Annotated in this window: 19 protein-coding genes; 1 reads left to right on the forward strand and 18 read right to left on the reverse strand. The window is 65.1% G+C overall.

What is annotated here, in order from left to right; translation table 11 throughout:
* The coding region (locus P8014_RS16990) for a methyltransferase domain-containing protein (protein WP_337818514.1) at positions 1 to 452 on the reverse strand (452 nt) is incomplete at its 3' end.
* Between the two features lie 564 nt (positions 453 to 1016).
* Positions 1017 to 1574, reverse strand: coding sequence for a type 1 glutamine amidotransferase (locus tag P8014_RS16995; RefSeq protein ID WP_337818515.1), 558 nt, complete (start codon positions 1572 to 1574; stop codon positions 1017 to 1019).
* Positions 1575 to 1864: 290 nt separating this feature from the next.
* On the opposite strand from P8014_RS16995, the gene P8014_RS17000 reads away from it, so the two are divergent.
* On the forward strand, positions 1865 to 2491 hold the full coding sequence (locus tag P8014_RS17000) for an XRE family transcriptional regulator (RefSeq protein ID WP_337818516.1): 627 nt from the start codon (positions 1865 to 1867) through the stop codon (positions 2489 to 2491).
* Between the two features lie 48 nt (positions 2492 to 2539).
* Here P8014_RS17000 and P8014_RS17005 read toward each other — a convergent pair whose 3' ends face one another.
* The 16 genes from P8014_RS17005 to P8014_RS17080 all read right to left on the reverse strand — a co-directional run bounded on the left by P8014_RS17005 (position 2540) and on the right by P8014_RS17080 (position 18720).
* Complete coding sequence (locus tag P8014_RS17005) at positions 2540 to 3562, reverse strand: DUF3445 domain-containing protein (protein WP_337818517.1); 1023 nt, start codon at positions 3560 to 3562, stop codon at positions 2540 to 2542.
* 15 nt (positions 3563 to 3577) lie between these two features.
* A complete protein-coding gene (locus tag P8014_RS17010; RefSeq protein WP_337818518.1) occupies positions 3578 to 4528 on the reverse strand; it encodes a PDR/VanB family oxidoreductase in 951 nt (316 codons plus the stop codon).
* On the reverse strand, positions 4525 to 5160 hold the full coding sequence (locus P8014_RS17015; RefSeq protein ID WP_337818519.1) for a dimethylamine monooxygenase subunit DmmA family protein: 636 nt from the start codon (positions 5158 to 5160) through the stop codon (positions 4525 to 4527). The genes P8014_RS17010 and P8014_RS17015 overlap by 4 nt, the downstream gene beginning before the upstream one ends.
* A 3-nt stretch (positions 5161 to 5163) precedes the next feature.
* Positions 5164 to 5517 carry a cupin domain-containing protein gene (locus tag P8014_RS17020; RefSeq protein ID WP_337818520.1) on the reverse strand — a complete coding sequence of 118 codons (354 nt, stop codon included), beginning with the start codon at positions 5515 to 5517 and terminating at the stop codon, positions 5164 to 5166.
* Between the two features lie 203 nt (positions 5518 to 5720).
* Positions 5721 to 6620: a bifunctional methylenetetrahydrofolate dehydrogenase/methenyltetrahydrofolate cyclohydrolase FolD gene (gene folD / locus P8014_RS17025; protein ID WP_337818521.1), complete on the reverse strand. Its 900-nt coding sequence runs from the start codon at positions 6618 to 6620 to the stop codon at positions 5721 to 5723.
* On the reverse strand, positions 6604 to 7950 hold the full coding sequence (locus P8014_RS17030) for an FMN-binding glutamate synthase family protein (RefSeq protein ID WP_337818522.1): 1347 nt from the start codon (positions 7948 to 7950) through the stop codon (positions 6604 to 6606). Before P8014_RS17030 ends, folD begins: the two co-directional genes overlap by 17 nt.
* A 3-nt stretch (positions 7951 to 7953) precedes the next feature.
* Positions 7954 to 8661, reverse strand: coding sequence for a protein glxC (locus tag P8014_RS17035; RefSeq protein WP_337818523.1), 708 nt, complete (start codon positions 8659 to 8661; stop codon positions 7954 to 7956).
* Entirely contained in the window at positions 8649 to 9542 is an 894-nt protein-coding gene (locus P8014_RS17040) for an amidophosphoribosyltransferase (protein ID WP_337818524.1), read from the reverse strand. Before P8014_RS17040 ends, P8014_RS17035 begins: the two co-directional genes overlap by 13 nt.
* Complete coding sequence (gene glnT, locus P8014_RS17045) at positions 9542 to 10876, reverse strand: type III glutamate--ammonia ligase (RefSeq protein ID WP_337818525.1); 1335 nt, start codon at positions 10874 to 10876, stop codon at positions 9542 to 9544. The genes P8014_RS17040 and glnT overlap by 1 nt, the downstream gene beginning before the upstream one ends.
* Positions 10863 to 11507: a hypothetical protein gene (locus P8014_RS17050; RefSeq protein WP_337818526.1), complete on the reverse strand. Its 645-nt coding sequence runs from the start codon at positions 11505 to 11507 to the stop codon at positions 10863 to 10865. The genes glnT and P8014_RS17050 overlap by 14 nt, the downstream gene beginning before the upstream one ends.
* Positions 11504 to 14416 carry a 2Fe-2S iron-sulfur cluster-binding protein gene (locus P8014_RS17055; protein ID WP_337818527.1) on the reverse strand — a complete coding sequence of 971 codons (2913 nt, stop codon included), beginning with the start codon at positions 14414 to 14416 and terminating at the stop codon, positions 11504 to 11506. The genes P8014_RS17050 and P8014_RS17055 overlap by 4 nt, the downstream gene beginning before the upstream one ends.
* Positions 14409 to 14687 (reverse strand): sarcosine oxidase subunit delta, encoded by a 279-nt coding sequence (locus P8014_RS17060; RefSeq protein WP_337818531.1) that lies wholly within the window; start codon positions 14685 to 14687, stop codon positions 14409 to 14411. Before P8014_RS17060 ends, P8014_RS17055 begins: the two co-directional genes overlap by 8 nt.
* 2 nt (positions 14688 to 14689) lie before the next feature.
* Positions 14690 to 15928 carry an FAD-dependent oxidoreductase gene (locus P8014_RS17065; protein WP_337818528.1) on the reverse strand — a complete coding sequence of 413 codons (1239 nt, stop codon included), beginning with the start codon at positions 15926 to 15928 and terminating at the stop codon, positions 14690 to 14692.
* Entirely contained in the window at positions 15928 to 16788 is an 861-nt protein-coding gene (gene purU, locus P8014_RS17070) for a formyltetrahydrofolate deformylase (protein WP_337818532.1), read from the reverse strand. Before purU ends, P8014_RS17065 begins: the two co-directional genes overlap by 1 nt.
* 301 nt (positions 16789 to 17089) lie before the next feature.
* Positions 17090 to 17293 (reverse strand): hypothetical protein, encoded by a 204-nt coding sequence (locus P8014_RS17075; protein ID WP_337818529.1) that lies wholly within the window; start codon positions 17291 to 17293, stop codon positions 17090 to 17092.
* 122 nt (positions 17294 to 17415) lie between these two features.
* Positions 17416 to 18720, reverse strand: a complete 1305-nt coding sequence (locus P8014_RS17080) for a hypothetical protein (RefSeq protein ID WP_337818530.1) — start codon at positions 18718 to 18720, stop codon at positions 17416 to 17418.
* Positions 18721 to 19054: the final 334 nt, after the last annotated feature.

The following is a 19054-nucleotide window of genomic DNA, read 5'->3' on the forward strand; positions in this document are numbered from 1 at the left end:
TCAGCCGAAACAACAGTGGCTCCAGGAAGACTCTCACACATTCTTTTGATATCGAAGGATACGGGAGACCATGAGGTCTTACCCCCAAGCCTAAATGTAGATTTGTGGTCTTGGTTAAATATAGGGGGCCACGCACCTTGCTCATAAAGATTTTCTTCAGGTACGACTATTATCATGTATCCGCCTGGTTTGACCACCGACCACCAGCCAAGAATTGCTTCTGTTGGATTGAACATGTGCTCCAAACAGTGACTACTGTGAACCACGTCGTACGATTCAGCGCTGATATAATCAGTTATATTGTTGGCATCACCATCCTCAATATCAAAACTGCGCGCCCAGTCGCAAACCAAATCACCGCCGGCACCAATATCAAGGACCGATCCCTGCAAATATTTTACAGCAAACTCCTTCCCACGAATCTTGTTGGTTTTCGAAGCTTCTTTACTCATGATTGTTTCCTAGTGAAATCCGTTTTCAGGTATGCTTGTGTCGCAACGAGATCCAAAAGTGATTGGGTGGTTCTCCGATTTTTCAGCTCGATTGTACTGTACAAAACCTCTAGTGTGCTGCCTCAGAAGTAGCATCAACTAATGTTGGCGGCAGCCCGAGCGACAGAAGCCAGGAGGGTGTCGGCATTCTTGTGCCAAACGAAAGGTTACGGATGCTCGTTGAACCACCCCGGTTTTCGCGGAGGCTGTTGAGTTTAAGTTAAGCGGCAATGGGGATTGGCTGCCCGAGTTGCCGATAGTCGTTTGCCTCAGCTTCTGCGAGCGGGATATAGCCAAGGGTTCCATCAGGCGTTGGTTGTTGGGTCAAAATTCGAGGTCTCGCATTACCGCGCGACGGCATCATCACCGACAAGGCGCTACCCACGCCGCCAAGAACACCCACGATGCGCAAATGCACGACAACGCTCTGTCCAGGCCCGCTGCGAGTTCCACCTGGACGACCGGTTCCAATCCCGGCCTCGGAGGCGAAATGTCGGATATCGCGCAGTGTCTCCAACGGCACATTCACCGCGAGGATGGCACTACGTTTGCAAGAAGCCCATCGAGATAATCGAACAACCTCCGATTGAGTTCTTTGAACCAGTGCAATTGCGTCAGCATGCTTTCCGGCCGTTGCACGAAAGCGCCATCCGGAAGCTCGCCTTCGGCGGCGATAAAACCTGCCGCGACTTCCGGCGTAGCCTCCGCATGGAACTGGAAAGCGTAAACGCGCCCTTCGTATGAAAACCCCTGGTGCGCGCACGCCTCGCTCCGGGCGCAGAACCGTGCGCCTTCGGGAAGATCGAAACGATCCCCATGCCAATGAAACCCCATGAGCGGCCGGCCAAGCATGCGGTCCAGAGGCGGAGTAACGCCCGAGGCCACCGGCTGCAACTCGAACCAGCCGATTTCGGTTTCCGGATTTCGGGCCACCCTCGCACCGAGCGCATCGGCGATCAGCTGCCCGCCCAGACAGAAACCCAACACGACCTTACCTGCCTCGATCGCTTGCCGAATGAACCGCTTTTCCTCGACAAGCCACGGGTACGCGCCCTCCTCGTAGATATTCATCGGCCCGCCCATAACGATCAGCTAATCGAAATCATCCAACTCCGGTAGCGTGTCATTCGAAAAAAACCGAGTGGAGCCGCACTCGACACTGCGCCGATTCGCCCAAATCGCGATCGCCCCCAGCCCCTCTGCAGGCACGTGTTGCAAATAGTTAATTCTCATCTATCACCTTCCCCCTCAACTTTCCAAGTTCACGTCGACTAGGCGACGAACCAAGGGCTGAACACCACTCCTTCGGCATCTTCGGGTAGCACCGCAGCGTTTGATATGATCGCTATCTTCGACAAAGGAAACCGTTCCGTGTGAACAAACCAACCGCCGCCTCAAGCGATCATGGCAACGACCATAGTCGCAATCTCGATCGCTACATCGGCCCCATCCTTCGCGGCCAACGCCAGGCACAGGGACTGACCCTGGCCGATGTGGCAACGCTGGCGGGCGTAAGCCGCGGCATGTTGTCGAAAATCGAGAACGGACAGGTGTCCACCAGCCTGGACACGCTGCATCAGATCGTCTCGGCGCTGGGGATAACGCTGTCGCAGCTGTTCCGCAATTTCGACGTGCCAGAAGGCAGTGCGCAGCATGTTAAAGCCGGCGAGGGGTTGGAGGTCGTGCGCCGAGGCACCAAGCGCGGGCACACGTATCACCTGCTGGCTTACGATCAGGGACCGCAGAAGCAGATCGAGCCGTTCCTGATCCTCATGGACGACGCCGCGGAGGTGTTCCCTACCTTCCTGCATCCCGGCGTCGAGTTCGTCTACGTACTCGAAGGCGAGATGGAATACCGCCACGGACGCAGCACCTATCTGCTGAAGCCGGGCGATTCCCTGACCTTCCAGGGCAACATTCCGCACGGCCCGGAGAAACTGCTCAAGGTACCGATCAAGATCCTGAGCGTGATGAATTACGGCAGCAACGGCGACCACTAGGCCAGCTACCCGGCGACAGCGCCGTCAGGAGCGCCGGCGCCATGCCCTTCAGACCGCGGCCGTCAGCCCCGTCGCCTCCAACCAGGCAAGAATCGGCCCGCGCGTACGGCTCAGCCCTTTGTATTCGACGATGGGCGGCGGCAGCGTGCTCAGCACGCCGTGCAGGCGCCGCGCCCACGCCGGGTTGGTCGTCAGATCCTGCAGACTGATCAGATAGGTGCGGATGCCGAACAGCATGCCGTGCGAGCGCGGCAGGCGCGCCAGCAGCTGCAGTTCCACGCGCAGGTGCACCAGCTCGCCGGCATTGTCCTCGGTGAGCTTGGTCCGGTCGGCGCCCCAGCGATGGTAAGTCTCGGGCGAGGTGTCCATGCGCGGGTGCATGGTGATGGTCCAGTTCAGGCGCCGCACCGGACGGTCGACCTGCAGGTTCAGCAGGTACTTGAGGGCGCGGTCGAAGACGCCCAGCTCGTGCGCCATCGGCACCGGCCCGTGCCACTGCTTGAAGCTCATGCCCAGATCGAAGCTGAGCGACCAGTCGGCGGGACAGGTGATCATGCCGCCGTCCATGAACAGGTCACCCTCGCGCTGGTCGAGGACGTTGAAGTCGCCCTGCGTCTGACGCGTGATGTACTCGAACGGGCCGTAGGACAGCGTCGATGCATCACCGAAGGTGAAGGTATCGCGGATTCCCAGCGCCTTGTTCTCCCAGGTCCAGCGCTCGCCGTCGCGCTGCAGCGCGAACAGGTGCGGGTAGTCCTGCGCGAAGTGCGTCATGAGCATTTCCAAGGTGTCCCACTCGGCGGCGATCATGTGCGGCAGCACACGGCAGCGGCCGGGATCCTCCTCCAGCACGATGCGCCGCTCCTCGACCTCGCCCAGGTAGTGTTCGTCGACGTCGAACCAGTGTTCGAACACCGAACCCGGTGCGCCCGGCGTGGCCATCTCGATGTTCACCGAATAGCGGTATTCGTCTTCGGGAAAAGGAAACGGGAAGCGCGCCACGGCTTCCGGGCTATTGGCATAGGTGAAGTCGTCACGGAAGGTTTCGATGGGCTTGAGCTGGGGGCGCATGGCGGCATTCCCGAATCAGAGGTCGAGGACCAGACGTTCGCAGTTCGCCCGCGACACGCAGGGCATGATCTTGCGGCTTCGCAGTGCGGCCGGCAGATAGCTGTCGCGGCGCTCCGCCTCGCCTTCCAGCAGATCGGTCTCGCACTGCCCGCACACCCCGCCGCGGCACATGCTGGGCACTTCGACCCCCGCCGCTTCCAGCGCGTCGAGCAGGCTCATCTCGCCCGACACCTCGACCTCGCGCTCGGAGCGGGCGCAGCTCACCCTGAACGGTCGGCCGGGCTGCGGTGCGGCGAACTGCTCGTAATGCACGTGGCTCTCCGGCCAGCCGAGCCCGCGCGCACCGTCCGCAACGGCCTCGATCAGGCTCTCGGGACCGCAGACGTAAACGTGCGTGCCGAGCGGTTGGGCGGCGAGCAGCGCACGGGGATTCAGGCGCTCGCCGGCCGCGGCGTCGTATTCGTGCAGCCGCTCGCCGAGCTGCGCGGCAAGTTCGTCGCGAAACGCCGCGTGCGTCCGCGCGCGGTAGGCGTAGTGCAGCTCGTAAGGCACGGACTGGCCGGCCAGCTCCTTGAGATAACTCATGAACGGCGTGATGCCGATGCCGCCGGCGACAAGCACGTGCCTGGCGGCGAGGCGGTCGAGCGAGAACAGGTTGGCCGGCGGATTGATCTGCAGCACGTCGCCGGCGCTCACGCGCTCGTGCATGTAGACCGAGCCGCCGCGCGAGCGCTCCTGGCGGCGCACCGCGATCTGGTAGGCGCCGCGCTCGCCCGGCGCGCTCAGCAGCGAGTAGGCGTTGCGGTAGGTGCGCGCGCCGTCCGGCATGTGCACCAGCACGTGGCTACCGGCGGAGAAACCCGGCAGCACCTCGCTCGCGGCCGGCACCAGCGTGAAGCGCTTGATCACGGGCGTGACCGCCTCGACGCGCGCCACGCGCACGGACAGGGTCTGCGGGAATTTCATGCGAACGTCTCCTGCGTCTCGGGAAGCTCGCAGGGCGACTCGGCATTCGCGCACACGCCGAGATAGGCCGCGAGCGCGCGCGAGAAATGATCGCGCACCTCCAGCACCACGCCGCAGTTCGGGCAGACGACGGGATTGACGGTCACCGCTTCGAGCAGATGACGGCAGTGCACGCAGAACACGCGCCGCGCCCGCGAGCCGCAGGCCTCGCGCTGGATCTCGTCCTCGCGCAGGCCGGCGGCGCGCGCCGGCAGTCCCGCCTCCCACACAAAGGCTTCGCGACCGGCCAGATACAGCCGCGTGCCCATGCCGGAAGTCGCCAGCCGCTCCCGCAAGGCTTCCGCCAACGCCGCCATGTCGTCGAAGGCGCTCAGCGCGGCGCGGCCCGCGAGTGCTTGCGGCGCCACGCCGAGCCAGAGCACTTCCGTCGGCACGCCGCGGCCGTCCAGGGCGTCGAGCACTCGCGTCACGGCCTCCAGCCCCGGCGCTTCGGCCACCAACAGATGATTGCGCGCGACTGGATCGGCGCGCAGCGGCGCATGCACGGGGCGGCTCTTCACGCCGGCCAGCTGCGAGATGTCCTGCGTGTCGGTCGACGTCATGCCCGGCACGCTAGCGGGCACTGCCGACATGCTTCAGCCCTCGCCTTCGCGGCGCTGGCCGCAGAAGAAACCGATGCCGAAGGTGGGGGTCTCGAAGCGGATCCTGCTGCCCTTGCGGAAGTAGAAGACGTCGCCCTTCTTGGCGTGATGCCGGACACCGGTCTCGTCGGTGATCACGAACTCACCGTCGACGATGTACTTCATCTCCTCGTACGTGTAGTCGTAGTCCAGCGGCGCATCGCTGCTCTCGAGCCGGAAGAAGCCACAGGTGATGGTCTTGTCGACATCCTCGGAGGAAAACGCATCGCCCAGCCAGGCATTGACGCCGGCGACGTTCATGGACGGCAGGTCGGCCTCGACGGCTGCGGGTTTGACGGACATGGTCATGCTGCAGGCCCCTTCGCTGGTGTCGCATGGCGCGAAACAATGAAATAAAGTTTCATTATAGGAAAGCATGAAGCTTGCCAAAAATCAGACAATTGTTTTCATTAAACTTTTTATTATGGCCAAGGTACTCCTCGCTTCAGCGGTGTGCATAGGCCATTCGGTGCGCCATGTCGCGGTGCATGCAGCGGCGCACGCGACCAACCTCAGGAAGCGGTACAGCAGGCCGCCCAGGTGTTCTCCAGCAAGGTGGCCACGGTCATCGGCCCAACCCCGCCAGGCACGGGCGTGATCCACGCCGCGCGGCGGCTGGCGCCTTCGAAATCGACGTCGCCCACCAGCCGGCCGTCGTCCAGGCGGTTGATGCCGACGTCGACGACCACCGCACCCTCGCGTATCCAGCCACCCGGCACCAGGCCGGGATGGCCGGCGGCGGCCACCAGGACCTCGGCGCGGCGCACATGCGCGGCGAGATCGCGCGTCGCCTTGTGGCATACGGTGACCGTCGCCCCGGCCAGCAGCAGCTCCAGGGCCATCGGGCGGCCCACGATGTTGGAGGCGCCGATCACCACCGCCTCGCGTCCTTCGAGCGCGATGCCGTGGCTGCGCAGCAGGGTCATCACGCCCTTGGGCGTGCACGGCTGCAGCAGCGGCAGGCGCACCGCCAGGCGCCCGACGTTATAGGGATGGAAGCCGTCGACGTCCTTGTGCGGGGCGATGGCCTCGACGATCGTCTCGGTGTCGATGTGCGCGGGCAGCGGCAGCTGCACCAGGATGCCGTCGATGTCCGGATCGGCGTTCAGGCCGGCGACCAGCGCGAGCAGATCGGCCTCGACAACCTCCGCCGGCAGATCGTAGGCGCGAGAGAGGAAACCGGCCGCTTCACAGGCCCTGCGCTTGTGGCGCACGTAGACCTGCGAGGCGGGATCGGTGCCGACCAGCACCACCGCCAGGCCGGGCGCACGTAAGCCCTGGGCGAGGCGCCGCGCCACCTGCTCGCGCAGGCGCGTGCGCAGCGTCTCGGCCAGCGCCTTGCCGTCGAGCAGTCCGGCCTGCCGCGCGGCCGTGCCGACGACGGACGGCGCCGCCTCAGATGCCGGAGACACCGGGAATCCACTCCGTGCCGGCGAGCGGCACCTTGGCCATGGCCGCGGCTTCCAGCGTCAGCGCGACGAGATCCTCGCGCTCGAGGTTGTGCACGTTGGACTTGCCGCAGGCGCGCGCCAGCGTGGTGAGTTCCATGGTCAGGGTCTGCAGGTAGTTCCTCACCCGCCGCGCGCCCCACTCGGGGTCCAGGCGCTGCTCCAGATCGGGCGTCTGCGTGGCCACGCCGACCGGGCACTTGCCAGTGTGGCAGTGGTGGCAGACGCCGGGCGCCGTGCCGAGAGCGGCGTAGTCCGCGCCGGCGTCGCAGCGCCGCCCGTCCTGCACGTAGTAGTCGCTGTTGCAGCCCAGCGCCATGAGCATGGCCTGGCCGATAGACACTGCGTCGGCGCCCATGGCCAGGGCCTTGGCGACGTCGGCGCCGCTGCGGATGCCACCGGAAATGATCAGCTGCACGCGGCCCATCATGTCGATTTCCTCCAGCGCCTCGACGGCCTGGCGCAGCGCGGCCAGGGTCGGGATGCCGGTGTGCTCGATGAACACCTGCTGCGTGGCGGCGGTACCGCCCTGCATGCCGTCGACCACGATCACGTCCGCGCCGGCGGCCACCGCCAGCTTGACGTCGTGCTTGACGCGGGTCGCACCGACCTTGACGTAGATCGGCACTTGCCAGTCGGTGATCTCGCGCAGTTCGACCAGCTTGATGGTCAGATCGTCCGAGCCAGTCCAGTCCGGATGCCGCGAGGCGGAACGCTGGTCGATGCCTTCGGGCAGGGTACGCATCTTGGCCACGCGCGGGCTGATCTTCTGTCCCAGCAGCATGCCGCCGCCGCCCGGCTTGGCGCCCTGCCCCAGCACCAGCTCAATGGCGTCGGCCTTGCGCAGATCGTCCGGATTGAAGCCGTAGCGCGACGGCAGGCACTGGTAGACCAGCGTCTTGGAAGAGCGGCGCTCTTCCTGCGTCATGCCACCGTCGCCGGTAGTGGTGCTGGTGCCGAGTTCGCTCGCCGCACGCCCCAGGGCGTCCTTGGCGGTGGCGGTGAGCGAACCGAAACTCATACCGGCGATGGTGATGGGGATGTCCAGCTCCAGCGGCTTCTTGGCGTTGCGCGTGCCGAGCACCGTCCTGGTCTCGCACTTTTCGCGGTAGCCCTCCAGCGGATAGCGCGAAGCCGAGGCGGTGAGGAAGGACAGATCGTCGAAGTTCGGCAGCCGGCGCTTGGCGCCGAGGCCGCGGATCTCGTACAGACCGTGCTCGGCCGCCTGGCCGATGTAGTGCAGGACCGAGTCGTCGTAGGAGTGGTTCTGCTCCCGGTATACGGATTTGCTCATGGCTCAGTACTCCTGGAAATGGTCGGCGTTCCAGTGATAGAGGCTGCGGGCCGAGGCCACGCGCTTGAACGTCTTCGGGTCGTGGTCGAAGCCGGCCTTGATTAGCAGCTCGGCCACCTTCGCGTAGTCGGCTTCCTGCATGGGCTCGATGCGCGCGTCGGCGCCGAGGCCACGGATTTCGCCGCGCACGTAGATCACCGCCTCGTACAGGGAGTCGCCCAGCCCCGGGTCGGCGTCGCCGCAGACCACCAGATGCCCGGCCTGGGCCATGAACGCGGACATGTGGCCGACGCTGCCGCCGACGACGATGTCGCAACCCTTCATGGAGATGCCGCAGCGCGAGGAGGCGTCGCCCTCGATGACGAGCAGGCCGCCGTGACCGGAGGCGCCGGCGCATTCCGAGGCGTTGCCTTTGATCCGCACCGCGCCGGACATGATGTTCTCCGCCACGCTCCAGCCGACGTTGCCGTGCACGGTGACCTCGGCCTGCTTGTTCATGCCGGCGATGAAGTAGCCGGCATGGCCGTAGATGTCGACCACGACCGGTGCGTCCAGGCCCACGGCAATGCTGTGCTGGCCGGCCGGGTTGAGGATTTCGATGCACTCCGAGCCGTCGACCTCGTGGTGCAGGAACTGGTTCAGCTCGCGCACCGTGGTCGCGGCCAGGTCGAACCGTTGAGCGGCGACGCCCGTACTGGTCAACGACTCCATGAGTAGATCACCTCCGGCTTGGGCTCGAAGAGCGTGGCGTGCTTGACGTCCGGCAGATGCGCCAGCGCGCGGTATTCGGAACCGATGGCGACGTAGTCGTCGGTCTCGGCCACCACCGCCGGCTTGCAGGCAAAGGGGTCGCGCACCAGGGCGAGCTTGTCGTGCGTGCCGATGAGCAGGGTGTAGAAGCCGTCGAGCACGGAGAAGCCCTCGTCCAGCGCGCCTTCCAGCGTCTCGCCCTCGCCCAGGCGCCATTCGATGAAGCGGCAGGCGGCCTCGGTGTCGTTGTCGGTCTCGAAACGGATGCCGCGGCGCTCCAGGCGGCGGCGGATGCTGTAGGGATTGGACAGCGAACCGTTGTGCACCAGGCAGAAGTCTTCACCGGCGGTGAACGGATGCGCGTGCGCCGGCGTGATGGCTGACTCGGTGGCCATGCGCGTGTGACCGATGGCGTGCGAGCCGGTCAGCGTAGAGAAGCCGTAGCGCTCGGCGATGTCCGTCGGCCGGCCGATGTCCTTGTAGATGTCGATGAAGTGGCCGGCCGAGAGCACGTGCAGCTGCGGGAAATGCTCGCCCAGCCAGTGCTTCAGGGTGTCGGGCTCGACCTCCAGGGTGAGACGCGCATAGCGCCCCTGCGTCTGGATGCGCGGGGCGCCCACCAGCGATTCTTCGTCCAGCGCTCGCAGCAGATCATCCCAGTCGAAGTCGGCGTCCTCGGTGAATAGGGAGAACTTCTCGCCCTGATCCTCGCCGGCGAACACGGCCAGCCCGGCCGAGTCGGGGCCGCGCTCGGTCATGCTCGCCAGCATCGGCGTGACGAGCCGCCCCAGGCGATCGTTGAGCGCGCTACTTTTCAGCAACAGTCCGACGATGCCGCACATCAGTAGAACTCCACGTAGCGTTGCAATTCCCAATCCGAGACATGGCGCGAGTACTCCACCCACTCCATGCGCTTGACCTTGACGAACTCGTCGATGAAATCGGCGCCCAGCTGCTCGGCGAACAGCGGATCGGCGGCGAGCGCTTCGATCGCCTCGTGCAGGCTTTGCGGCAGCGTCTTGATGCCGTTGGCGTCGAGTTCGGCCAGCGATTTCTCGTAGAAGTTGTAGTTGTGCGGTTCGCCCGGATCGAGCTGGCGCTCGACGCCGTCCATGCCGGCGGCGATGACCCCGGCGGCGGCCAGATACGGGTTGGCGGCGCCGTCGCCCAGGCGCATCTCCAGGCGTCCGTAGGGAATGCGTACCATGGAGGTGCGGTTGTTGTCGCCGTAGGAAATGAACGCCGGCGCCCAGGTTGCGCCCGACAGCGAACGCCCCACGACCAGACGCTTGTAGGAATTCACCGAGGGCGCCAGCAGCGCGGTGAGCGCCGGGGCGTGCGCCAGCAGGCCTGCGAGGAACTGGTAGGCGAGCTTGGACAGCCCCAGTCCACGGGCGTCGGCGGCGTCGTGGAAGATGTTGCTGCCGCTCTCGTCGGCGATGGACGCGTGCATGTGCATGCCGTTGCCGCTGCGGTTGGAGAACGGTTTGGGCATGAATGAGCAGATCAGCCCGAGCTGGTTCGCTATCTCGCCGGCCGCCATGCGGAAGAACACGTAGCGGTCCGCCGAGGTCATTGCATCGGAATAGGTGTAGTTAATCTCGAACTGGCCATTGGCGTCCTCGTGGTCGATCTGGTAGACATCGAAATCTACCGCCTGCAGCGCCTCGACCAAGCGCTCCAGGAACTCCCGCGAGCGCGACAAGCCCTTGTAGTCGTAGCAGGGCTTTTCCAGCGCATCGGAATCGTCCGCCGGCGTTATGCTGCCGTCGGCGCCGCGCTTGAGCAGGCTGAATTCCGGCTCCAGGCCGGTCATCAGCGTCCAGCCGCGCTCCTTGAGGCGCGCGATCTGCCCGGCCAGGATGTTGCGCGTGTCCATGGCATACGGCTCGCCGTCGACGTAGCCGTCGCAGACGATGCGCGCGTAGCCCGGCTGCCACGGCACCACGCTGAGCGTGCCGAGGTCGCCGCGCGCCATGTAGTCCGACTCGTGCGGCGCCATGCGCATGCCCCACACCGCGAAGCCGGCGAAGCCGGCGCCGGCTTCCAGGACGTCCGACAGATGGCTGGCCGGAACGGCCTTGGTCTTGGCCACGCCGTGGATATCCACGAACTGGGCCAGGATAAACTTGATGTCGTTCGTTTCGAGAAACGATTTCGCTTCAGCTGGCGTCATGTGCAATGCCTCTTGAATCGTAGAAGTCCGCATAACCGGTAATATCTCCTGCGCATTCATGGACCCCTTCCAGCAGGGTCTCGAATAGGTATTCGCCGTAGCTCGGGTCGCAACCGATGCGATAGCAGCGCCGCCCGCCCTCGCCTTCCACACGCAGCCAGGCGGTCGTCCCGGCCACGCGCGTGAACAGAAACTGGTTTTCCACCTCCGCCAGATCGAGCGCGCAGAACTCGCGCATCAGGCGGTCCGCGCCCGCGCCGCCCAGCGCCACTTCGAGGTCGTCGCGCACGACGATGCGCATGCCGGCCACCAGTCCGTCGGGGATTTCGCCCAGCTTGGCGCGCAGCGCGCCGCCCGGCCCGTCGTGCAGGAAGAATTCCGCGCGCCCCGTACGCACCAGGAAGGCATCCGCACCGAGGTCGTGCGCGCGGAACAACTGCTCGGGAATCGGCAGGTCACGCGCGGCCAGCCACGCGGCGGCCTCACCACCGCGCACCAGCCAGCGGCGTAGCGGGCTGAGGTCGGCCAGCCAAGTCGGCGGCGTGGCGCCGACGCGCAACACGGCCGGCATGCCGTCGACGCTGTGTGTAGCCTGTCCCAGGCAGGCGTGGGCAGGACTGAGCCGGTTCATGCGGCGGCCTCCTTGGCGACCGAGGGCGCCTTCTGACGCAGGTTGTCGGGGTCGTAGAACGGCGTCGGCACCACCGGCGCCTGCATCATCGCACCGCCGTCCACGCGGATGTCGAGGCTCGCCACCTCGCCTAGGCGGCGCTCGATCATGGCCAGGCCGATCACCCGGCCCAGCGACGGGCTCGCGCCGATACTGGTGACGCGGCCGGCGATCTCGCCGCCGTCGATGACCAGATGGCACTCCTTGGGTAGCGGACCGGCGTAACCCGGCGGCAGCGCGAAACCCACCAGGCGGTAGCGCGCCTTGTCGGCGAGCACCTGCAGGCTGCGCTTGCCGAGGAAGAACGGCTTATCGAACTTCACCGCCCAGCCCATGTCCGCATCGAAGGGGGTGGAGGTGCCGTCGGTGTCCTGACCGACGATGATGTGGCCTTTCTCCAGACGCAGCTGACGCTGCGCCTCGACGCCGAAGGGGCGGATGCCGTGTTCGCGCCCGGCTTCCATCAACGCCGTCCACACGTGCGAGGCCTGCGCGGCGGGCACGTGGATCTCGTAACCCAGTTCGCCGACGAAGCCGACGCGCATGAGCAGGGCCGGCACCCCGGCGACATGCCCGCGACGCGCGCCGAGGAAAGGAAAGGCTTCGGCTGACAGGTCGACGTCGGTAAGCGGCGCGAGCACCTCGGCGGTCAGCGGACCAGCGATGTTCATGGCCGCGTTCTGGCCGGTGCGTGCAACGAGATCGACCTGCAGCCGCCATTCGGCGGCCAGCCGCTGCAACGTGCGGTACACGCCCTCGGCGGCGGTGGTCGTGGTGGTGAGGTAGAAGTGCTCCTCGCCCAGCCGCGCGGCAATGCCGTCGTCCACGATCACGCCCGCCTCGTCCACCATCAGCGCGTAGCGGGTGCGGTCCTGTTTGATGTTCGACAGGCGCAGGGTATAGGCACGGTCGAGCAGCTCGCCGGCGTCGCGCCCGAACGCCTCGATCTTGCCCAGCGTGGACACGTCGATCAGGCCCACGCCCTCGCGCACCGCCCGCACCTCGGCGGCCACCGCCGCGTCCTGCGGAGCGGGGCCGTAGAACTTGGGCCGCAGCCAGTGCCCGGCGGCCATGAACTCAGCGCCGTGCGCGGCGTGCCAGGCATGCATGGGCGTGCGCCGCTCGGGACGCAGGCGCCGGCCCGCCAGCGCCTTGACCGGCACCGGGTGATAGAAGGGACGCGCGGTGGTGGTGCCGGTGTCGTCGATGCTGCGGCCGTTGAGGCGCGCGAGCACGCGCACCGCGTTCATGTTGGAATGCTTGCCCTGGCTCGGGCCCATGCCGACGGTGGAATAACGCTTGAGCAGCTCGATGTTGTCGAAGCCCTCGGCGGCGGCACGCTTGAGATCCTTGAGCTGCAGATCCTCGTCGAGATCGACGAAGTTCCGCCCCTTGGGATGGTCGAAGATCGGATAGGCGTGCGAGTGCGCTTCGCTGCCGCGCCCCGGACGCGACGCCTGCGGTACGGCAATGCCGAGATGCGCCAGCGCCTCGGCCGCCGCGGCGCGACCGTCGGCGAGGCGGTCCTGCAGCTCGAACACGCCGTTCACGCGGCCGGCGGCGAACACGCCCGCCGGCAGCTCGGCGGGCACCAGCTGCCCAGGAATCTCGGCATAGACCATGCGCGTCCCGGCCTGGTACAGCAGCGCGGCGGCCGGCGCCCAGCCCACGGACATGAGCAGGCCGTCGCACTCGATCCGCCGCGCGCCTTCGGGCAGCGGTTCGTCGGCCGCATCGAGGCGGCGCAGTTCGACGCCCGCGAGCCTGCCGTCCCGCGCACGCGCCTCGTAGACCGCGGTATGCGCCAGCACCTCGATACCCAGCGCCTTGACCGCGTCGACAGGTGCGCCGCGCGTGGCCGGATCGCCCAGATCGGCGACTGCGGCGACGGCCACGCCGGCGCGCACAAGGTCCAGCGCGGCACGGTAGGCGGATGGATTCGCGGCGAACACCACGGTCCGCTCGCAGGGTTTGACCGCGTATTGATGGACGAGGCGCTGCGCCGCCGAGGCGAGCATCACGCCCGGCAGGTCGTTGCCGCGGAACACCGCAGGCTGCTCGAACGCGCCGCTGGCCACGATCACCGCGCGCGCGCGCAGCTTCACCAACCCCTGCGCGGTCACCAGCGGCACCCAGTGGTCCGCGTAGTAGCCGGCCGCCACGGCGCCGGGCCGGAACGCGATGCCGGGATGCGCGAGCATGCGTTCGAGCAGGCCGGCGCGGATCGCGCCGGCCTGCTCGTCGCCGCCGAACTCGCTTTCCAGGCTGCCGCCCGGCGTCGGCTGTTCGTCGACCAGGGTCACCCGCGCGCCGGCCTCGGCCGCGGCGAGCGCCGCCGCCAGTCCGCTGGGACCGGCGCCGACCACCAGCACGTCGCAGAAGGCATGCTCCTTGGGCTGGCGCTGCGTCGCGTCGGCAGTGTCCAGCCGGCCCAACCCCGCCATGTTGCGGATCAGGCGCTCCCACATCGGGAACAGGGCGCGCGGCTTGTGGAAGGTCTTGTAGTAGAAGCCGACCGGGAGCATAGGCGCCAGCCACTCCACCATCCGCCCGCGATCCCGGCGCAGCCCGCCGACCGTGTTAACGGCAGCGAGATCGAGACCCGACTGCAGTTCGGTGACGTCGGCGCGCAGATTGAGTTCGCCGCCGGCCTGCATCAGGGCGTTGGCGTCATGATTGGCGGCGGAGAACACACCGCGCGGCCGGTGGTATTTGAAGCTGCGGCCGAGCACGTCGACGCCGTTGGCGAGCAGCGCGGAGCTGACCGTGTCGCCAACGTAGCCGGCGTAATCGCGGCCCTCGAAGCGGAAGCTCACGCTGCGGCTGCGGTCGATGCGCTCGCGCGGCTGGGGAGGAAGACGGCTAGGCATAGTCGCCCTCCTCCGCCACGGCGTCGGCCAGGCTCGTCGTGCGCAGGAAGCGGTCGCTCAGGGTGTCGCGCTCGGCCACCAGCCAGGTGCCGGAGGGGCCGTGGTACCACAGCTCGCGCCTGACGCCGGGGGCGCCGTCGCGGTGGAACACGTAATGCGCCCAGTCGGCGTCGCTGCAGGCGTCGGGATCGGGCATGGGACGCCAGGCCCCGCCGTACACGAATTCCGCCGCCGGACGCGGGCCGATGGACGGACAGTCGATCAGCTTCATGTTCAATGTCCCACGGACGCCGCGCCGCGCTCGCCGACCAGGGCGAAGCGCTCGAAGCGCGACAGGTTGAAGGGTTCGATGAGTTCGTGATCGCGACCGCTGGCCACGGTCGCGGCCATGGTCATGCCGGACACCGGCGTGGCCTTGAAGCCCCAAGTGCCCCAGCCGGAATCCAGGTAGAAGCCGGCGACCGGCGTGGTGCCCATGATGGGCGCGAAGTCCGGCGTCATGTCCGCCATGCCGCCCCACTGGCGCATGAGGCGTGTCTGCCCCAGGAACGGGAACAGGTCGAGCATGTGGTCGGTCAGCTCCTCGGTGAAATCCAGCGTCGAGCGCGTCGAGTGCAGCTCGGCCGGGTCCAGCGAGGCGCCCATGACCAGCTCGCCGCGCGAGGACTGCGATACGTACACGTGCAGGCTGGCGGAGACGATGATGGTGTCCAGCCACGGCTTCAGCGGTTCGGTCACGCAGGCTTGCAGCGGATGGATCACGATGGGCGTGGTAATCCCCACCATGCCGGTGATGCGCGGCGTGGAACCGGCCACCATGGAGACCACCGCGCCGGCCTCGACGGCGCCGCGGTCGGTCTCCACGCCGGTGACGCGGCCGCCGTCGACGCGAATGCCGGTGACCCGCGTCTTCTGATGGATTTCCACGCCGCGCCGGTCGGCGCCGCGGCCGTAGCCCCAGGCCACCGCGTCGTGGCGCACCACCGCGCCCGGGGCGTGGTACAGCGCGCCCTGGATGGGCAGATGTCCGCCGCAGTCCAGATCCAACTCCGGACAGGCGGCGGCGATGTCCTCGCGTCCGACCACCTCGGAGTCGACGCCGTAATGCTTGTTCACCTCGGCGCGCCAGCGCATGGTGCGCAGCGCGGAATCGGTGTGCGCCAGGGTGAAGTGGCCGCGCCGCGAGTAGAAGATGTTGAGATCGAAGTCGTCGGACAGGTCCTGGAACAGCCGCACGCTCTGGTCGTAGAACTTCACGCCCTCGGGCGTGAGGTAGTTGGAGCGCACGATGGTGGTGTTGCGGCCGGTATTGCCGCCGCCGATGTAGCCCTGCTCCAGCACGGCGACATCGGTGATGCCGTGCGTCTTGGCCAAATAGTAGGCGCAGGCCAGGCCGTGGCCGCCGCCGCCGATGATGACGACGTCGTAGCGCTTCTTCAGCCGTTCCGGCTGGGTAAAGAAACGCGCGTCGGGGCGCGGGTCGATCGCGTTCTTGAGCAGTCGCAGCGGCATCAGTCGAACACCACCGTCTTGTTGCCGAGGACCAGCACGCGGTCCTCGAGGTGATAGCGCAGCCCGCGCGCGAGCACGGATTTCTCCACGTCGCGCCCGAGCCGGACCAGATCCTCGGCGGTGTCGTCGTGGCGCACGCGCACCACGTCCTGTTCGATGATCGGGCCGGCGTCCAGCTCCTCGGTGACGTAGTGGCAGGTCGCCCCGACCAGCTTCACGCCGCGTTCGAAGGCCTTGTGATAGGGCTTGGCGCCGACGAAGGACGGCAGGAAACTGTGATGGATGTTGATCACGCGGCCGGCGTACTTGACGCACAGCTCGGGCGGCAGAATCTGCATGTAGCGGGCCAGCACCACGGCGTCCGCCCGATACTCGTCCACCAACCGACTCACCTCGTCGAACGCAGCCTGCTTGTCGTCCTTGGGCACCGGCACGTGGTGATAGGGAATGCCGTGCCATTCGACGAAGTCGCGCAGGTCTTCGTGATTGGAAATCACGCAGGGAATGTCGAACTGCATCTCGCGGCTGCGCCAGCGGTGCAGCAGGTCGGCGAGGCAGTGGTCTAGGCGGCTGACCAGTAGCACGACGCGCTTGGGTGCAGCGGTATCGGTAATGCGCCAATCGGCGTCGAATCGCGTGCCGATCGGCGCGAAGCGCTGACGAAACTCGTCCACGTCAAACGATAGCGAATCGGCTCGAATCTCATACCGCATGAAGAACCAGCCCTGCTCGGCATCGGCATGCTGGCTCGCCTCGACGATCCATCCCCCCTGTTCGGCCAGGAAACCTGCGACCGCCGATACGATCCCGATCCGATCCGGACAACTCATCACAAGGCGGTATGTAGCGGACACAAACATTTCCTCCAATGAAACTATTTTTCATATTAAGAATCACCAATGCGCCTGTCAAGCAATTCCCACCTATCCTTGCGAACCTCCTCCGACACTTCTGCCAACGCTATAGGCGGCACGAGAAACCGCTCCGCGTATGCGCAGGATCACCTCGTCGTTAAGTCAGAAATAGAGGACGGAATGGCGGATGCATTCGGTCAACGCGCACGACGCCTTGCATACAGGAACGGATGCGGTGACGCGCCGTGCGTTCGAATCTGCCGGCAGGGCCGCCACCTAATCGGTGACGGCCCTGCAAGACACGCTTCTAGCTTTCGTTTTCATCGGCCATCGCCGCATGCCCCGTCAGCACCTTGGCTTCGGCATGCTTTTCATGCCGAATGATGTCGGCAAGCACGGCAACCGTCAGCACAATCGACAGGATGAGAATCGCAACGATCGTACTTTCGTGGTTGGCGAACGTGAAATACGCGGACGCATGCGTCCAGGCTGCAATCGGGCTACTGTCCATCATTAACCTCCAACTTCGTCAAGAATCGGGAAGAAGGCTACGCATGCCCCTACAACGGGCATACGAGCCCGGTCTACGAATTGATCCAACATCACGAACCTGCGCGATCGTCCTCGACCGCATTAAGCCTGAGAGTCATAGGCGGCGATTGGCACCTCGCTGGGGTCCAGACCAAGTTTCTCCACCTCGGGTCCGACGCGAAGCGCCTTCATCGCTTTGAGCAGATATGACAGTCCGTATCCCGGCACGAACCCAAGGACGGCAAGAATCAACGCACCGAGGAGCTGCCCCCCGAAAGAGATGGCAGGGCCTGCCACGTTCGGATAACCCGACGCGAATATGCCGACGGCGACCACGCTCCAAAGTCCGCCCAGCCCATGCACGGTCACGGCTCCGACAGGATCGTCGATCCCCATACGTTCGATGAACTTTGCGATCAGCGGACCGGCGAACCCAGCCGCCATCGCAATGAGATACGCCAACCCCGGGTAATACAGATTGACGCCGGAAGCGATGGCGATGATTCCCAGTAGCCCCCCGGACATCATCCAAAACGGCTCCCGCGAGGTCAGGTAGCTACCCAACGCGCCACCGGCAAAGCCCATCAGGATATTGAACAGCCACGCGGCCAGATTGGTCGGATTGCCGTAGATATCGGTCATCGTCCCGTTGGCGTTGTAGACCACGCATCCGGCCATGAAACCCATGAAGCCGGCGATGATCAGCATCAGTCCAATGACGGTCTGCGGCACATTGTGAGGTTTGATTTCGTTGATCTTGCCATTGGCCCCGTACTTGCCGATCCGCGGCCCCAGGTTGATCAGGACGCCCAACGTGAAAAAGCCGGCGATTTCATGTACCACACCGGCCGCACCGGCATCATGAAATCCCAGTTTGGTCAGCATCCAGCCAGTACCGCTCCATCCCCACGCTGCCGCCAGCATCCATATCCCTGAACCCAGAACGATGGAAAGGATGGCGAATGCGCTGATCTTGATGCGCTCGATTGCCGCACCGGAAAGAATGGAAGCGGTCGTCGCGGAGAACAACACGAACACGGCCCAGAAAATGCCGTTGTAGGGATCCGCCAGATCGGGGCCCATATGCGGGCTCCAGGGCAACCCTGCGGAGCCGGCCGTCATCGGAACGAACCCGTCCGGCAGGCCCAGATAAATCCACCAACCGAAGTAGTACATAGTCGGCACGATCAGGGTGAACGCCAGTATGTTTTTGACCGCGGAGGCCAGCGCGTTTTTCGTCCTGGACGCGCCCATCTCGTAAGCTAGAAACCCAGCATGGATCAGTATCATCAAAGCCACGGACCAGAAATAGAACGCCGTTACACTCAACGTCCCACTCGCCGTTACGGTTGCAGATAATTGCTCCAAAGTCGGAGTACTCATTTCACCATATCCTCCAAGAACCAATAGTCAGACGGATAGAATGTGAATACGCGCCCACACCTCCAAACCCCATTGCACAGATCCAATCCAGCCGAGATATTCATCCGGAGATCGCTTGCCACACATGTGAAGGAGCGGAAGACTGTTTCTTGTGGTGCAACTTTGTTGAGCAACAGACGTGCCATGCTTATATTTATTTACTTATCATGTAGTTAGTAATTAAACCAAAACACAAAATGCACTAATTAGGCGCCAATACACCAACAACGCACTCATTTGAAACACACAAACTTGCGTTTGGTTAATGACCTTTCCCCAGAAAAGAACAGCGGCGAAAGTAGAGATTTCCGGCAAATTC

This window comes from Acidihalobacter sp., assembly GCF_037381185.1.
GTDB lineage: Bacteria > Pseudomonadota > Gammaproteobacteria > DSM-5130 > Acidihalobacteraceae > Acidihalobacter_A.

Bases quoted from the DNA above. Each gene is read 5' to 3' on its own strand.
- P8014_RS16995 (WP_337818515.1), bottom strand. From the start codon at position 1,574: ATGGGCGGGCCGATGAATATCTACGAGGAGGGCGCGTACCCGTGGCTT.
- P8014_RS17005 (WP_337818517.1), bottom strand. From the start codon at position 3,562: ATGCGCCCCCAGCTCAAGCCCATCGAAACCTTCCGTGACGACTTCACC.
- P8014_RS17010 (WP_337818518.1), bottom strand. From the start codon at position 4,528: ATGAAATTCCCGCAGACCCTGTCCGTGCGCGTGGCGCGCGTCGAGGCG.
- P8014_RS17015 (WP_337818519.1), bottom strand. From the start codon at position 5,160: ATGTCGGCAGTGCCCGCTAGCGTGCCGGGCATGACGTCGACCGACACG.
- P8014_RS17020 (WP_337818520.1), bottom strand. From the start codon at position 5,517: ATGACCATGTCCGTCAAACCCGCAGCCGTCGAGGCCGACCTGCCGTCC.
- P8014_RS17030 (WP_337818522.1), bottom strand. From the start codon at position 7,950: ATGAGCAAATCCGTATACCGGGAGCAGAACCACTCCTACGACGACTCG.
- P8014_RS17035 (WP_337818523.1), bottom strand. From the start codon at position 8,661: ATGGAGTCGTTGACCAGTACGGGCGTCGCCGCTCAACGGTTCGACCTG.
- P8014_RS17040 (WP_337818524.1), bottom strand. From the start codon at position 9,542: ATGTGCGGCATCGTCGGACTGTTGCTGAAAAGTAGCGCGCTCAACGAT.
- glnT (WP_337818525.1), bottom strand. From the start codon at position 10,876: ATGACGCCAGCTGAAGCGAAATCGTTTCTCGAAACGAACGACATCAAG.
- P8014_RS17050 (WP_337818526.1), bottom strand. From the start codon at position 11,507: ATGAACCGGCTCAGTCCTGCCCACGCCTGCCTGGGACAGGCTACACAC.
- P8014_RS17055 (WP_337818527.1), bottom strand. From the start codon at position 14,416: ATGCCTAGCCGTCTTCCTCCCCAGCCGCGCGAGCGCATCGACCGCAGC.
- P8014_RS17060 (WP_337818531.1), bottom strand. From the start codon at position 14,687: ATGAAGCTGATCGACTGTCCGTCCATCGGCCCGCGTCCGGCGGCGGAA.
- P8014_RS17065 (WP_337818528.1), bottom strand. From the start codon at position 15,928: ATGCCGCTGCGACTGCTCAAGAACGCGATCGACCCGCGCCCCGACGCG.
- purU (WP_337818532.1), bottom strand. From the start codon at position 16,788: ATGTTTGTGTCCGCTACATACCGCCTTGTGATGAGTTGTCCGGATCGG.
- P8014_RS17075 (WP_337818529.1), bottom strand. From the start codon at position 17,293: ATGGACAGTAGCCCGATTGCAGCCTGGACGCATGCGTCCGCGTATTTC.